We start from the raw sequence: 15,076 nt of genomic DNA, 5'->3' as shown, positions 1-15,076 counted from the left end.
ATCCTTATGTCCGATATCCATGAGACCGAACCAGTACATCCAACAGAACAGTTCTGCCCAGATATAGCCCCTCGAGTTCGATCCTCGGCTAGTAGGGCCGATAGGCTCCAGGCGTTCATTTGTGGACACCTACCTACAGGCATCGACGTAGAGGTCGTTCTTACGCCAGCCGTCAAGACCGCGGCGGTCCTCCCTGCAGAAGCCGATGCGCTCGTAAGAAGTGATACGACCGAGCTTGAACGGCAGCAGGCTGCACAGTTGCTCGAAAGCGTCGACGCTGAGTTCCTGATACTAGTGACGACAGACCCAGCACCGATAGACCGAATCCCGGTGAACGATCAGCTAACAGCGGACCACGCTCACCAGTTCGGTCTCGCCTTTCACGAACTGCTTCATATTCTCAAGACGGCTATCGGCCCCATTGCAGAACTTCTCGAATCCGAAATCGAGCCCAATCATCACCAACAGGTGCACGATCTCATCAACATAATCGAGGACGGTGCCATCGAACAGGAGGCGATCGAGGGAGCAAACTTCAGCGACAACGCCGAGATACGTCTCGAACTCACCCGCAGAATCCACTCGCAGGTTCCCGATGATATCCCTGACGACGAGCAAGTCCTCTTCTCGTTCTGGGATGCAGTGACGAGCGCCCTCTACGAGTGGGCAATCTTTCCGACGGGTATCACAGAGGTTCTTCTCGACGAAGATGATGAGCGTATACTCTTCGCGTCGGAGACGGATGCCTCGGGATTCGATACTGTTCAGGAGTCACTCCAAGCGCTAGCGCGGGATGCCCTCGCAATCCGGAGTGCAGAACCAGACGATATCACCCACAGCCACGACAAGACGGCATCTGTACGGCGAGCCCAATTGGTCGTCGAGACGTGGCAGTCAGCAATTTTCCCACTCCTAGAGGAGCGCTCCGAAGAATCAACACAGTCCCCAGAGCAGGGCGAGCCTGAGGAATCTGATGTAGACTCCAATCCCTCATCAGAATCTGAATCTTCCGGAACCGACGAATACCCGCAACTCGACAGGAGCGCAACTGACGATCCATTCCAGGACGTCCTCAGCCAGCCCTCGATTACTCCGGATTCATTCGACGAGGAGCTCCAAGCACCACCGTCTCCTCAGGCCCCTGGTTCTCATGGCACCGATACGTCAGCTACCGGACCCGACGAGACACCAAGCCCGACCGACGGCGATGAAGACCAGCCGTCGCAGACCTCGAAACCCACAGACACGAGAGCGCGGGCACTCGCTCGCACCATTGAGCAACCTGGATCACACCTCGATTCCCCGCAGAGTGGACAGTCCCCAGCGGAGGAGAAGAGAGATGACGATTCTATTGCTGCACGTCAGTCGACTATCGGAGACTTCGACGCTACCGACGCTTCTCAGAACGACCGCGAAACGAGAGAGACAACCGACTCCCGAGAAGGTCTGGAACAGGATCATAACGGAAGAGAGCCACCGGTTACGAGACCCACACCCCACGAGGAGATAGACTCGTCAGCCGACCCCGTCCCAGCGCACGCGGAGGCACTCGACCGGAATTCCGCTGACGAGGAAGACGCCTACGAAGGGGGACTCGAAGCGGACCGGAGGGCGGCTCACGACGAAGCAGATCGAGAGGGCATCGATACCGACGCCCTAGAGCGCGAACTGGAGGGCCTCGCCCGCCGACTCGACCGAGATAATTCAGACGATCAAACAGCCGGCGGCACTGCTGGGGGCCCAGGCCAGCTCGACGAACTGGAGATGGTCCCAGTCAATGACGACCCGGCATCTCCAGGCGTATGGGCCGACATCGAAGACGGCGCTGCCCAAGTTGCTGGCACGCTCGCGAAACAGCTCCGTCTCGACCGTCAACGTGGTGTCCGGCGAGGCTTGACCGCCGGCAGCTACGATACCACTGCAGGACATCGGCTTTTGATTGGTGACCCTCGGGTCTGCAAGGTCAACACGCCGGGGCGCGAGAAACGATACGCACTAGTGCTGGTTCTCGACCGGTCTGGCTCAATGCGGAACGGCGACCCCCCGAAGATCGAGGTCGCAACGAAGGCACTAGCGCGGTTCGCCGTCGCCGCCGAAGGGCTGGGGATCGATGTCGCGATAGTCGATTTCATCGACAGCCAAGCCCGGCTCGTGAAGCCGTTCTCAGTCGAGACGCGACACATCCAGGCGACGCTACTGGACACGGACTGTGGCGGGGGCACGCCGTTGGTGGATGCACTCGAACTCGCAAGTCAGCTCGTCGAGGACCACCGCGACGAACCGCTCATAGTCGCCGTGACCGACGGAGAGCCCAGTAGCGTCGACGACGTCATCGAACAGATCCGATCATCACACGCCCCAATCTGTGCTCTCACGATCGCCACTGACACTCAGGCAGGAAAGCTATCTGCTGATGCCTCAGAACTCGCCGCATATTACGAGCGGGAAGCGACGATTTACGATGGGGACCAGCTAGACGACCGACTCGATCAGTTCGCCAGCCTCCTCGTCGGCTTCTGAACTCCACGCTCACCTCGGTTTATCCACCCGAATGGGGTACAGGGCGGCGTCCAGTTCAGCCCGTGAGACGAATGCAACGAAGAAACATCCATGCCGCGTCATCGACGCTACCGCCCCTTCGACTACCACCAGGGTCAATGAGTGGAACCGACGCTCTACACGACTACGATGTTGAAATTGATCCTCCGGCAGTTGAACCAGTCGAACATCGTATTCGGCTCGATTTCATGGCTGGCGGTCCCATCCGCCGCGATCAATTACTGGAAAAGTACAACTCTTGGAAGGGCGGCCCTGAGGACAGAGACCCCTGGGAGCAGTCAGGGAAAGCGAAACCGGTCGGTCTGAAATACGCCAAAGAGACATGCCGTCGGACGCTCAACGAAGAAGAACGATACTATGATCTCTTCGAGGACGATCAAGCACTCAGTGAGGCACCTGCGTTTCTCGCTCACCGCTTGCGGCAGTGTCAGTCAGCGACAAATTCAGAAGAAGCGCTTCACTCTGAGCGCAAGCGCCGTGCGAACTGGTACAAGAAGCTGATTCCCTGGCTCAATCTGTACCAAGTTCTGAAAGAATCGTCGTACGGGACGCTCTTAGAGGGTGTCCTCGGACCTCAGCCAAACGCTGAGGCCCTTACTAGGCAGAACACGCTCGTTGGAATGGTCGTCCTCGGTGATGACGATCAAACACCTTCCAAGTATGCCCAATCTCACAGTCTCCCAGCGAAGTACGTCATTCGAGAAGCAGACCTGTCCTGCAGTGAGAGCTCTGCGGCAGCACGCCCAAGCGAGTTCGGAATCGAACTCCCGGCACCACTGCTCGTGGGAGAGTATACGACCGGGGGACGGTATCCGTTCATCCCCTGGTCGGATGGCCTTGTCTGTTCGTGTCCATACAAGCACGACCAACCCTGGAGAGTCCTCTGCAAGCACGAACTGCTTGCCGCCGTCGTCGCCGGCGATCGGAACTCCATCTTTCTACCAGTGACCAAGGGACCCGAGGTTCCACATCGGGCTCGACGGTTCGTGAGTCCAAGATTTTCCTCGTCGAGACAAGAGACTAGCTGAGAGGGTTGATAGATCAGCCAAAACTGGGACGTAGTGAGCGTGTCTGATTTACGTGCTTTTGTCGTTCCCTGGGTCGTACCCTGCGTCCTGGAGGTTCGAGAGAACGTCGTGGATGGTCTCGAGAGTATTGTGGAGATTTTCTGTGGTACGGCCACTGCTAAGGAACTCGTTACTGTCCGTGTTCTCGACTAGGAGATTAGCATATGCGACGTCGTTGCGCAGTTCAGTGACTTCGTGGAGTCGAGAGTCTGCACCGCCTTTCGTGGAGAAGCCACAGGTTTGCCAGCAGGCGTCGACGCTGGTGGCGATAGTTTCGAGCGTGGAGAATTGGGCGTAGTGGAGTTCGTCTAAGGCGACGTTGGCAGCTTGTGCGTCTTCGTACCGGTCTTCGATGTCGTCGAGTTCGTCTGCAGTGACTGGTGTGTTTTTCCAGTCCGGTTTCTTGTCGAGGATGAGTTCGCGGAGGTGTTCTTCGAGGTAGGTGATCCGGTCGAAGAGGTAGATGCGTGCGGGGGCGGTGTTGAGATCGGCGCGGGTGAGGATACCGGTAACGTGGTTATGGCCGCCGAGGAAGTAGACGGGTTGCTCGATGAGTGCGGAAAGAACGTCTGTGAACGATGTGTCGCCGCTGATCATGTAATCGATGGTCAGTGGGGTGAGTTGATTCTTCAGGTCGTCGCCGCCGTCGTCGGTCGTGACATCGTCTTCGTGAAGGAATCCGATTGGATCGTCGTCAGCGTAGACTGGAGCGGCGTCGTAGCCGTTCTCATCAAGCCACTCGGCGGCGTCGCTTGGTGGCGTGTCCTGATCAAGGTGTTCAACAGAGTGGGTTGCGAGTTCGGCCGCAGTGCAGTTGTAGAGGTCCCGGGGCATGTTAGGTGGTGGGGAGGCAGAGATAGTCAAAATGGGGGAGAGCGCGCGGCGCGGTAGTGGCGAATCTAGCCACCCATGCACCACAAAGTTAATGCCCATAAGACATATATTTGTAGTTGATTATGCTCAAAGGGCATTTTGAGTCGGCAGGGGCGAGTATCGAGTACGGTGCTGCTGGCTGTCTCTTCCCCGTCGATGAACTGGATGCGACAGTACTCCAGTACCGAGATGCCCAACTAGCACTCAACGACGTCGATGGATCCCACGTCATCGTCGTCGCTCCGACGAGCCTCGCAACGAGTTACTTCCTCACCCAGCACGCCCTCACTGCGATCCGTGTCGACAGTCTCCCTACCGCAGTTCGGGATCAGCTCGCCACTGCACTTGACGCTCGCCTCGATACGTTCGAGCTCGTTCAGATCGGCAAGTGGAACAGTAACAGCTTGAATCACTCACTCGCCGAATTCACGAACGCCTAAACCCCAACGCTTGGACATACGAACCAGACGACTTCTGCAGTCTGTGCGAGCGAAAGTGCGACAGCGTCTTGATATTCGGTGAATGACTCCGCACAGTTGCGTATCCCGCAACTACTGAATCTATTTCCTGTCCGCTAACGTTCCTTCCTCCGATTATCGCTATGCCAGGCCTCGATAGTTGGTCTCAAGATGATGAATCTCATCAGATAGGCAGTTGGCGCCGGCGTCGAGTTCTCTCTGCTAGCACAGTCACTGTGCTTTCGGCTCTCTCCGGCTGTCTCAACTTCATCAACCCATCTGGGCAGGATGCATCCACTGACCGAGAAACGGGTACGTCCTCGAATCGAGAGCCAGGGAGAGACGAGACATCGATCTCAGGAGATGATGGGGTAGGACCTCAGTCCGTGTCAGGGAGCGGTGGTCCATCTGGGTCACCGGACGCAACTCTTGGGGATGAAATTGTTGATGGACCCGTCGATAGTCCGTCGACGAATGAGCATCCTTGGATAGAGGATCCCGAGGACGGTCTTCGGTTAGCCGACGTCACTATACATATGGGCTCGGAGTGGATCCGTGATTTCCTCCAAGCAGAGGACGACGTATTAGCACTGACAGTAGCTGGCGATCAATTCACTGTCGAAGGAACTGCACATCTCGAGTGGGAGTGCGATTCATTCGGCCTGAAACACGTCTTCATGAACGGCCGGGTGGGAGAGATCTACCTCGAGCCCGTCGCAAACGATGCTTGCCGCACGAATGAGAACAAAGCTGGACGAGGTCCGTGGCTCGCTCCGTTCTCGGTCACAGGTCGCTTCGACGGCGGACTTCCTGACGCATTGGAGGTCCATCTCGAAGGACGATTCATCCGGGGCGATGGGCCTCGTGGTGGTGCTTACACCCGCCAGGAATTCTGATTCAACAGGAGATCAGATTACTGGATCAAGGCTTGCATCCACGCTGGTTTATCGATCCAAACAGAGTGGAGGAGTCGGACAGAATCTGGCTTCTCCACGAAGTCATGGCAATCGAAGAAGAAACTCAGAACGAATCAGTTCGAGCGGACAGGCGGTCGACACTGAAGCGAACAGTCTCTCGGCAGGCAGTGTTCGATAGCGGTGGAATCGCCGTCGACGAAAGCCCGGTCGAATCAACCCTCTCGGATCACGGAATCGAACTCGCACCGTCGCGGTCAAGCCGTATCGATATGCCTCGCTGCCGAGGCTTCGTCGATGAGAGACCAATTGAGAACAGTAGCAACGTCACCGAGGGTAATCAGACGGCTCTCTTCGCAACGACAAGCCGTGATCAGCGTACACTGGACGGACGGCTAGCGGCAATTCAGCCTCTTTTCGGCTCGTCCACTACAGGCGGTGAAGGAGAATCGTCTGTATGAGGCCATCGCTCATTCTCTTACTACACGCTGCCGGGGTTACCCCACATAGTCAGAAGAATGCAATTCGTGGGGTAACCCGTTGCGGAGGAGTTCCTTTCGGACCCAATTGGTGTCACTACCTCCGCGAGAGAGGCCAATGAAACAGCTGGCACCCACGCGGATTGCGGAAGCGCTGCCTCCAGAGAAACTTCTGGAGACCAGCCAGCTAGGGCTGATACGAGGGGGAATCGCTTGCATGCACGATATCCCAACCGTCCAGCAGTACGTGGCTTACGAGAATCAGCATGAAAGACGACGCTGGGTTCTCAGAATGCTCGCAAATCGAGCATCGATGCTACGTGAGTTGGAAATAGAGCCAGAGACTGAAGACTGAGACTGTAGGCAGACTGATATTCGTTCCCGACGAATCTGAATCGTACAACGGAGGATTTCAATGGCAGCTCAACCAGGAACTGGCAGTGGTCGCGACTTCGTCACAATCTTCAAGACCGGCTCAGTCGATCGGAGCGAGTATCCCGAACTCGCCGATCTACTTCTTGAGGGTCGGACACAGCTTACCGCGGAAACGAGCTACCTAATGAAATTCGGAGACGAGTCACACCGCAGTCTCACACCCTTCGATGTTGCCTCACTCCACGATGTCCCAGCGTACCCGTTACCAGAGACTGCACTGGATTCCCTGCCTGCTCACGTTCGAGCAGAACTCGAGCAGAACGGTGCCATCCAGATGATCGCCTCGTATGACCCTGAGAACCATCGGTTCGAAGAGGTCGATCTCGCATGGGACGACCAAGACTTCCTCGAACGAGTCACAGAACTCATCGCCGGGGAACTCTCGCTTCACGAGGCTGTCGACTGGATCGTCGTCGAGGAAGCAGAGCGATACACCGTTGCCCAGTGGGCCGATATCCGAGATGTGACCGAAGATGCAGTCCGGTCGAATATCAACGCTGCTCGTGAGAAGTTGCTCACTGAGCCAGAGTAACTCCTGCACCCAGGTATTGGGAGGTCATCATGCGGTCTCGGGTCCGGTGTGGGACTTCGTTTCTAACGTTTCTAATCTCACCACAGACTGGGTTACCCAGCGTTTCTAACGTTATCAACACTGCTACCGTTGCTGCTGTTGTCGATATCATCAGCCTGTAAACTACCCCACCTGCTCCCTCGGCGCATACGCGCCTCGGTCCTTGAAGGTGGGGCTTTGATGTGGACTCCCGGCAATCAGTCACCAGCAATAGGCCGGTGACTCTCGCCGTTCAACGTCCCACCATTCACACGCAGGTCTACTTCTGCGTCTCCGCTCCCCGACTTGGGCGAGGAACGGAGTCTGTGTGTCCGCTTCCGTCCGTACCGTAGCCCGATATTCTTCGCACCGTTGTAGTCCGCGTTCACCTCGTATCCACATTTCTGGCAACAGAAGTGTTCTCCGTGGCGGTTGTCTTCGTGCGTGAACCCACAGTCCGTCCGAGAACAGCGTTGGGACGTGTAGTTCGGCTCGACTTGATCCACGGAGACGCCCTGTTCGGGCGCTTTGTAGGAGACATACTCGTAGAGGCATCGGAACGCCCAAACGTGGTGCCACTTCGCCTGCGGAAGTCGCTCCCGAATGTCGGTCAACTCCTCGAACACGATCACGTCGCAGTCGTTCTCAACAGCTTCCGCGACAAGTTCGTTAGCGACGGTGTGGATGTACTGTTTGCGCCATGCTTCTTCGCGCTTCCCGAGGCGGAGCAAGGCGTTGTGCGCGGATTGTGTGCCGCGCTGTTGTATCTCACCACGCCGCTTCTCAAACTCACGGCACCAGTGGTCGTAGTCGTCTCCCTGCCAGAACGTACCGGTCGAGGAGACAGCAAGACTGTTGACTCCGAGGTCGATACCGAGGACTGTTTGGTGCCCGGTATCTGCCGGAACCTCTGCGTCACCGTCTATCCGCCGAGTTGAGATTTGGATATAGAACTCGCCGTCCACCGCATCGTATCGAACCGTACTCTCGCGGAACTCGTAGTTCTCGGAGAGTACGTACCGCTCGTAGGGTGTCGGACTGTCTGCCGGAAGAACGAACGACGGTTCGACTCGGCCCTCAACAGTTGCCAGCGACACCTTGTTCCGGTAGAAGGTCGCGCTTCGCCTGTCGTAGTCCATCGTTTCGGCGGTGAACGTCGGGCAAGAGACGCGCTGCCCCTTCTTCCAGCGTTCGACACACGCTTTGACGGCTTCGATGGCGCGTTTGATGGCGGCTTGGACGAGTTGTGCCTGTAGTTCTGTCTCCTTGCGGAGAGTGGCGTAGAGTGCGTCACGAACCTGTCTCTTGTTGATTCTGCACTCGGTGTAGGAGGTGTCGGACCAACAGTAGTCAGCGGTTCGGTTCGCGCAGTACAGGTATTGCTCGGCAGTTCGGTGGAGTACGTCGCGTTGCTCGTCGGAAAGGTCGAGTTTCACGACGGCAGTTCGACGCACGTCCATGACTTCAGAGAGTATCTGACGGTACTTATACGTTCAGGGGTCAGTCGGTCGCAGTGTGCCGGTTGTGCCGTACCATGTCGGTTTCCTCTCCGGCCTACTCACTCCCTTCGCTACGCTTCGGTCGCTCCTTGAGGCCGGAGGCTCCACCTCGAAAACGCTGAATTTTATCGCTCTGAAGAGCGTGGAGGAGCGAACGGTTGCATTCGTTCTCCCACCTCACTCCACATGGCAGTCACAGACTCATCCTCAATCCAAGAAGGCGAACAGAGTCCGATAGTCGACGACCGCGATCGGCGGGCTCGTGAAGAACATATGGACGTAGCGCTGCTCCGGCAGGGTGGCCTCTACGAAGTCCAGTCGGAATCAGGCGCACGATACGAAGTCGACCTCCTGGACAGACAGTACAACTGTCCCGACGGGGAAAACCAGTCTACTCCAAGCCCATGCAAGCACGTCAGGCGGGTTGAATTAGAATTAGAGGGCGGTCGTATTCCGCGGCCAGATGGACGCCTTCCGCAGCGAAGTGACGGTAGACAATCTGAACCCGTACCCAGGGACTCCGGGGTGCGATTCAAATCACATCTCCTCTCGAAAATCCAGTGTCGAGAGAAGGAGCTCGCTCATCTGGATGCAGAGAGACAGGCTCTCCAGTTCGTGTACGATGTCATCGAGGAAATCTCAGAAGGGGATGACTTCGATCTGAAAACAGCATTGTCCGAGGAATACGGGCCAGCAAGTCAACTGTAAGCCTCTTACTCGGAGATCTCCTCGTCGTCCAGCTCTTCGTTGGCGAACTCGATCAGTTTCTGCAGTCGGTCGTTGAACTCGTCCTCGAACTCAGTGTGGAGCGCGTCATCGTACATTCGAAGAGTGCGCCCCAGTCCAATCGCAGCGAGCCAGTCTCGGAACTGATTGCTGTTCATATCGTCGACAGACATACTCAGTGCATTTGTGTTTGAGCCCGCCGCCCAGAGAAGGAGAAGGTCGAGGTCGTTGACCATCGCGAGTCGGGCGAAGTCTGCAAAGGCAGCACTCACCTCTCGAGATAGCTGCGTGTACGAGACTGAATCACGGTCGAGTTCTCGTTCTCCGTTCAGTAGCTCATTGACGTACGAAAGCGAACGCACTGACAGGAATCCGTCTCTATCGACTGCCATCGGTGGATCGCTCTCCGATTCAGCGATCTCCGATAATGCCTGTCCACAAGACCCACAGTAATGATGAACCGCTTTGACCCGGCTTCCGCAGTTCGGGCAGTAGGGCATACCGTGAGCTACGAGTCATAGATACTGAGCCTTTGCTGGTGGGATAGCCTGTATTGGGACCGGTCATATAGACTACATGAGATCGGACTCGGGGACAGTGTGAGGAAGATTATTTCTAATTCACCACCGAAGTAGGGATATCGGAATAGATGCCCTTCATTGCCCACTCCTCTGCGGAAGAAGGAAGCCCAACAGTTCTGCCAGAGGAAGTAGAGGACGGAACGGATGTCGTCTGTCCAGCCTGTGGCCGAACGATGCGACCGCGAGGCCCATTTGATGACGGTCGCGCCCGCCATTTCTACCACGTCACCGCGGGGTCGGAGGCCTCGACGATCAATTGCTCTGGAGGAGAGTCGGACCCTCATCGGAAGATGAAATCCCTCGCAGTATCGGCGCTTCGACAGCGATTTGACCAATACGTCCGCTGTGAACCCGAAGTCACCGTCGACGTTCCCAATACTCCGACGCTTACTGATTCCCGCCGTGCGGATGCCCTCATTGAGTTCTCCTCTGATGACGCAAACGATTACCTAGGGCGGGGATTGATCGTTGAGGTACAGTACGCAAACGAAGACAAAGACCTCAACGCAGTCACGCACGACTATCTCTCGGCTGGATATAGCGTCTACTGGGCCAGCCCTGACGATTTTACGAACGACCGATTCCGTATTGAGGAGATGGTCGTCGCATTCGACCAACGGGCTGAGACGGCCTTCGCAGCTTCGTGGGCAGATCCTCCAGAGATCGATCCGCCTGAGGAGTATCTGGAGCGGTTCGTGAACTCTGAATCCCTCACATTCACTGACCCGAATCCAGACTGTAACCATACCTGGAAATACGGGGGGAGTGATCTCCACGACCGGGAGTTCTGCAAGCACTGTCGGCTTGAGCGCTGGAAAGACACCGCTGTGGAAGTGTACATCTACGATGAGTCAACCATCAAGACGAGGTCCGACCTTGCTGACAGAGCGGCTCGAGCGGCGTTTGAACAGCGGAAAAAGGAGAAGAAGAAGGAGGATCACCAACACGTTTGGGAGCCTCGGGGCGAAAATCGCTATCGCTGTCGATGTGGTGCCCGCCTCAAAGAGCACAAGGGAGAACAGATCATCTCAAATGATCCGTTCGAGGACTTCGCTGAGATGACGACCGCAGACCCCCAGTATTGCGACCACATCTGGGAACGCGAGGACGGCTGTATGCGCTGTATCTCCTGCGGTCTCGAGGACCCGCTCTAACCAGTTCCGACGTGTTCGGACCTGCAGACTGGGAGAGATTATTTGCTTACCGAGATGTTTGTTGCCGATATGCCTTTCCGCGGTCGTCGTGACGGTCGCCCGGTCGTCCCTGCCATTATCGACGATGGTGAAGCCGTCACCTGTCCAGTATGCGGCGGGACGATGTACCTGCGATCCGCGCCAGGTAAGTATCGACACTTCTACCACGTGTCAGACGATGCCGGACAGCGCTGTTCGAACGGCGGCGAATCTGAGACCCACGAACGCGCAGTTGCTCGAGTCGAGGTCGCTCTTCACCAGCAGTTCGGAGAACATGCCGACGTCGAGACAGAGGTAGACGTCGACGTATCTGAAGTACCGACACCCGTGACTGAACGCCGCGCTGACGCTCTCGCGACGTTCGACGATTGGAACCCTTACTTTGGGAAAGGGCTTGCCGTTGAGGTGCAGCACAGCCACGAGGACAAGGATGTTCAGCAGGTGACGCATGACTACTTGGCCGCTGGATACTCCGTCGTCTGGATACCCGCGGCAACAGTGCTGCTCGATACGTTCGACTACGATATGATCGGGGCCGAGTTTGAGAAAGACGACGGCTCTGGTTACGCCCAACGGACGGACAAAGCGCATCATCTCACGAACTGCCAAGCTCTCCTCTACGACGGCGAGCACGCGTGGGAGCGCGTGCCGCCCTATGCTCATCCCCGCGGGCAGGACGACCTAATCACGTACGATATCTGTGCCAGCCAGGGTTGCGAGCTACGCCGCATCCACGAACCCGACGGCAGTTACACCTACACCGTGAGCGACGAGTATGGCCCCGACTTTCCCCTGAAAGCGCTCAGGAATGCGATCGTCCGTGAAGACGGTCGAGACCCGTTCTGGAAGTGGGCAGGAAGCCGGTATCATTCCGCGCAGGTGGAGAAACTGCTTGCGACACGACCTGAGATTGAGCGATGCTGGGGTCCGAAGGGGTTTCACGAATGGGGTCGCCGAGAAACGCTCTGGAAGAACCATTCTGACCAGCCGTTAATCGAACTCCGGGAGTGTATGTACTGCCCCGTTCGGTTAGTGACGAACCACCGAGGCCGTTCAGGACACAGTACCTTCTGTCTCTATGGTCGAGAGCCAGATTTCGACTGGGATGACGTGTACTTTCAGGCCAGTCCTCCCGAGTGCAATCACTATCTCTACGACGAAGACGCGATCGAAGATTACTGCCCGAAGTGCGGTGCGACGATGGAGACCCCCGATACAACTCTTCGCGACCATACGAGCTGGATTCCTCCATAAACGAGAGATCAGCACTCAATCAAGATCGTCTCGTGTACTCGTTCACGTACGGTTCAGAGAGTCGACCTCGTTGAGTGCTTCTGTCGCTACATCACCGAGTTCGCCGGCTTCGATGTGCGAGTACCGCTCTCGCACCATTTCCTCTGAATTGTCGAGATACCGGGCCGCCACGGTGTATCCAAACGCGCGGACAAGCACCTCACCCATCCCACGTCGGCCACCATGTGGAGCAAGGTAATCGTGTTTCGGGTGGTCGATGTCGATGTCCGCAGCTTCCGAGAGCCGCTGAAGAATCGACCGTGCGCCGTCCGTCGTGATCGACGGCGGCTGAATATCCTCATCGAGCGCCAGCAGGAGGTCACGAGCGTACGCCTCACGACAGTCAGTAATCTCCCCAGGACGGTTCCCTCGATCAGCTAGCTCATCCTGGATGTGTCCTGCGAGCGTCCGTTGGTCAAACGTCGGAAACACCGGCCAGCGCTCCGTCGGTGGGTCCATCAGCTTGCGATAGCTTCGAAGCGGTGAGATCACCGGGTCGGGGAGACTGGCAGCGTCCCACTGCTGTTTCTTCCGGTAGACATCCATACTCCCGTCGTCGAGGGAGAGGTCCTCCCAGCGGACACCGCGCCGGCGCGGGTCGTTCGGGTCACGGAGAAGCTCACCGACGCGAACGGCAGTATACGCGAGGACGAACACCAGAGCACGGTCGCGAGTCACCTTCAGCGCCGCGTAGTGCGCTCGCTGCTTGTCGAGGGGGTCAGTGTCCTCCGGGAGTGTCGTGTACGTCTCGATAGCGTCACGGGCTCGCTCGTCGACGTGTCGGGTGAGAGCGTGGCGCTGTTCGGACGTCCAAGCCTGCTGGTCGCCGGGTTTACGACCGTCGTCTTCGGGTAGCGGCGCCATCGCGCTCGCCCGCTGCGCGTAGTGTGCTTCGAGATAGCCCTCGTTGACACACCAGCCGCACCACGCGGAGATATAGCGGTAGTAGGTTTGTACGGTATTCTGCTTGAGTCCGCGATCACCACTGAGATGCCGGGCGTACTCCCGGAAGACTCGTTCGTCGAGGTCCTCGAAAGCGGGCTCCCGGTCGACATCGTCGGGAACGATCCCGGTCCAGTCGTCGTCACCACGGTCGCCGGCGGCCCACTCGGCAAACCGCTCCAGCTCACGCGCTGCGTTCCGTCGATAGTTCCCGCCGTCGCCACCACGACCCTTCCCCTTGTCCTGGAGATACCGTTCGAAGGAGCTCGCGAGCGACCGATCAGTGCGTTCTCGTGGTGTCATGAGTCCTCGTTCCCGTACTGGTAGATCGGACGGACATCCTCGAGGAGCGCTTCGATGATCTCCCAGAGGACCAGCGAGGGGGTCTCGTGTTCGAACGTGATTCCCCAGCGATCTTCCTCATCGTCGGCTGAGTACTGGAAATGCGTTCGTCCGAGATCTGGATGGTCTTCGTCCTGGTGCCAGCCAGCGTGAAATCCCGTGTTCGGGTCGGTGTAGTTGATACGGAACCAATCGTGTGGGTCCTGTCGATACCACTTGATAGACAGTTCCGGCGACTCAGGCCCTGTCGAAGGAGAAAGGCGGGCCGGATCAAAACGGGCCCGCAGCTGCTTGGCCTCGATATCATCAGGAACGAACTCGACCGTCGTGATCTGTGGCACGCGGTCGAGGACATCCCGCTTCAGCTGGGCGTAGAGGTTTGCGTTCGGGTCGCCACCGGGATGCGGGACCGACATCCGTCAGCTACTGGCCTCGGCAGGCTCGTTCGTCGGAGTGAGGAAGTCCCATTCGCGGATGGCGAAGCCGACGATGTCGATGCGCCGCTGGAGGTGTTCCCACTCGCGGGCGATCTCACGGCGACGGTCTTCTTCGTCGGCGTCGAGACCCTCCTCGGCGAGCGTTCCGCGAAGCTGATTCGGTGACTCGACGTCGAATTCGTCCTCCCAGTCGCGGATCTGCGCCTTCATATCGGCGAGCCGGTCCGTGAGTTCCTCGACAGTGTGCCCGCTATCCCGGAGGCGCATCGCTTCCTGCATCGCCTGGCGGCGGTAATCGGGGTAGTACGTCGTGTGCGTCCCGTTCTCGTCACGGTGGAGGATACCATCGTCGACGAGACGTTCGAGGACCCGCTTGGTCGGCTCGTGTGACCAGCCCGCTTCGGAGGCGATCCAGTTGGCCGTCCGGGGCTCCGACAGCTGCCGGGCGGCCATCCTCACTCGATCTTCACCCGTGGTCTGGCGCTCCATCAGCCCCTTGGAGTTCGATTCGTCTTCGGTCATACGGTACCGTTCACACTCTATCTCCATATAGGTTGAGGGCATTCGTTCCATATCGAACTGCTGGATTCCGCTTATTCTTCGACGTAGCTGAGCGGAACCACAAAAACTCGAAGGCCGGTCTAGGCGGCTCTACCCTGGGGGAAGCGCCGTGCCGAGCCGATTGCAGCATTCGTGCTTCCCCGACGGCGGCGGGGTACTTGAAAGTG

15 protein-coding genes are annotated in these 15,076 nt (G+C 57.7%); 9 read left to right on the top strand and 6 right to left on the bottom strand.

Going from position 1 to position 15,076, the window contains the following annotated elements; genetic code table 11:
- The first annotated feature begins 6 nt into the window (after positions 1-6).
- Positions 7-2,520, top strand: coding sequence for a VWA domain-containing protein (locus tag ACP99_RS09990; RefSeq protein WP_049986465.1), 2,514 nt, complete (start codon positions 7-9; stop codon positions 2,518-2,520).
- A gap of 137 nt (positions 2,521-2,657) precedes the next feature.
- Positions 2,658-3,587 carry a hypothetical protein gene (locus tag ACP99_RS19980; protein WP_156105651.1) on the top strand — a complete coding sequence of 310 codons (930 nt, stop codon included), beginning with the start codon at positions 2,658-2,660 and terminating at the stop codon, positions 3,585-3,587.
- Positions 3,588-3,635: 48 nt separating this feature from the next.
- On the opposite strand, the gene ACP99_RS09985 is transcribed toward ACP99_RS19980, so the two are convergent.
- Positions 3,636-4,460, bottom strand: a complete 825-nt coding sequence (locus ACP99_RS09985) for a CBS domain-containing protein (RefSeq protein WP_049986464.1) — start codon at positions 4,458-4,460, stop codon at positions 3,636-3,638.
- 122 nt (positions 4,461-4,582) lie between these two features.
- Between ACP99_RS09985 and ACP99_RS09980 the strand changes: the two genes are divergently transcribed.
- The 4 genes from ACP99_RS09980 to ACP99_RS09970 all read left to right on the top strand — a co-directional run bounded on the left by ACP99_RS09980 (position 4,583) and on the right by ACP99_RS09970 (position 7,317).
- The gene (locus ACP99_RS09980; protein WP_049986463.1) at positions 4,583-4,939 is read left to right on the top strand and encodes a hypothetical protein; all 357 of its coding nucleotides are present in this window, start codon (positions 4,583-4,585) and stop codon (positions 4,937-4,939) included.
- 554 nt (positions 4,940-5,493) lie between these two features.
- Positions 5,494-5,853 (top strand): hypothetical protein, encoded by a 360-nt coding sequence (locus ACP99_RS09975; protein WP_049986462.1) that lies wholly within the window; start codon positions 5,494-5,496, stop codon positions 5,851-5,853.
- Between the two features lie 615 nt (positions 5,854-6,468).
- A complete protein-coding gene (locus tag ACP99_RS19210) occupies positions 6,469-6,705 on the top strand; it encodes a hypothetical protein (protein ID WP_081927401.1) in 237 nt (78 codons plus the stop codon).
- 60 nt (positions 6,706-6,765) lie between these two features.
- Positions 6,766-7,317 (top strand): hypothetical protein, encoded by a 552-nt coding sequence (locus tag ACP99_RS09970; RefSeq protein ID WP_049986461.1) that lies wholly within the window; start codon positions 6,766-6,768, stop codon positions 7,315-7,317.
- 236 nt (positions 7,318-7,553) lie between these two features.
- Here the strand turns inward: ACP99_RS09970 and ACP99_RS09965 are convergent, their stop codons facing one another.
- Positions 7,554-8,795, bottom strand: a complete 1,242-nt coding sequence (locus ACP99_RS09965; RefSeq protein ID WP_049986460.1) for an RNA-guided endonuclease InsQ/TnpB family protein — start codon at positions 8,793-8,795, stop codon at positions 7,554-7,556.
- A gap of 225 nt (positions 8,796-9,020) precedes the next feature.
- Here ACP99_RS09965 and ACP99_RS19975 point away from each other — a divergent pair, with 225 nt between their 5' ends.
- Complete coding sequence (locus tag ACP99_RS19975) at positions 9,021-9,542, top strand: hypothetical protein (protein WP_156105650.1); 522 nt, start codon at positions 9,021-9,023, stop codon at positions 9,540-9,542.
- A 5-nt stretch (positions 9,543-9,547) separates the two neighbouring features.
- Here the strand turns inward: ACP99_RS19975 and ACP99_RS09955 are convergent, their stop codons facing one another.
- A complete protein-coding gene (locus tag ACP99_RS09955; RefSeq protein WP_231554273.1) occupies positions 9,548-10,060 on the bottom strand; it encodes a zinc ribbon domain-containing protein in 513 nt (170 codons plus the stop codon).
- A 371-nt stretch (positions 10,061-10,431) separates the two neighbouring features.
- On the opposite strand from ACP99_RS09955, the gene ACP99_RS09950 reads away from it, so the two are divergent.
- Together ACP99_RS09950 and ACP99_RS09945 are read left to right on the top strand one after the other, a co-directional pair.
- The gene (locus tag ACP99_RS09950) at positions 10,432-11,295 is read left to right on the top strand and encodes a hypothetical protein (RefSeq protein ID WP_049986457.1); all 864 of its coding nucleotides are present in this window, start codon (positions 10,432-10,434) and stop codon (positions 11,293-11,295) included.
- A gap of 69 nt (positions 11,296-11,364) precedes the next feature.
- On the top strand, positions 11,365-12,588 hold the full coding sequence (locus tag ACP99_RS09945) for a competence protein CoiA (protein ID WP_049986484.1): 1,224 nt from the start codon (positions 11,365-11,367) through the stop codon (positions 12,586-12,588).
- A gap of 42 nt (positions 12,589-12,630) precedes the next feature.
- On the opposite strand, the gene ACP99_RS09940 is transcribed toward ACP99_RS09945, so the two are convergent.
- The 3 genes from ACP99_RS09940 to ACP99_RS09930 are packed head-to-tail and all read right to left on the bottom strand — an operon-like array spanning position 12,631 to position 14,870.
- The gene (locus tag ACP99_RS09940) at positions 12,631-13,872 is read right to left on the bottom strand and encodes a tyrosine-type recombinase/integrase (protein ID WP_049986456.1); all 1,242 of its coding nucleotides are present in this window, start codon (positions 13,870-13,872) and stop codon (positions 12,631-12,633) included.
- Positions 13,869-14,327: a hypothetical protein gene (locus ACP99_RS09935; RefSeq protein ID WP_049986455.1), complete on the bottom strand. Its 459-nt coding sequence runs from the start codon at positions 14,325-14,327 to the stop codon at positions 13,869-13,871. Before ACP99_RS09935 ends, ACP99_RS09940 begins: the two co-directional genes overlap by 4 nt.
- A gap of 3 nt (positions 14,328-14,330) precedes the next feature.
- A complete protein-coding gene (locus tag ACP99_RS09930; RefSeq protein WP_394324864.1) occupies positions 14,331-14,870 on the bottom strand; it encodes a DUF7342 family protein in 540 nt (179 codons plus the stop codon).
- Positions 14,871-15,076 lie beyond the last annotated feature (206 nt).

This window comes from Halobellus rufus (genome assembly GCF_000739575.1).
GTDB lineage: Archaea > Halobacteriota > Halobacteria > Halobacteriales > Haloferacaceae > Haloquadratum > Haloquadratum rufum.
The sequence above is the reverse complement of the archived record's forward strand: the minus strand, read 5'-3'. Positions and strand labels throughout refer to the sequence as shown.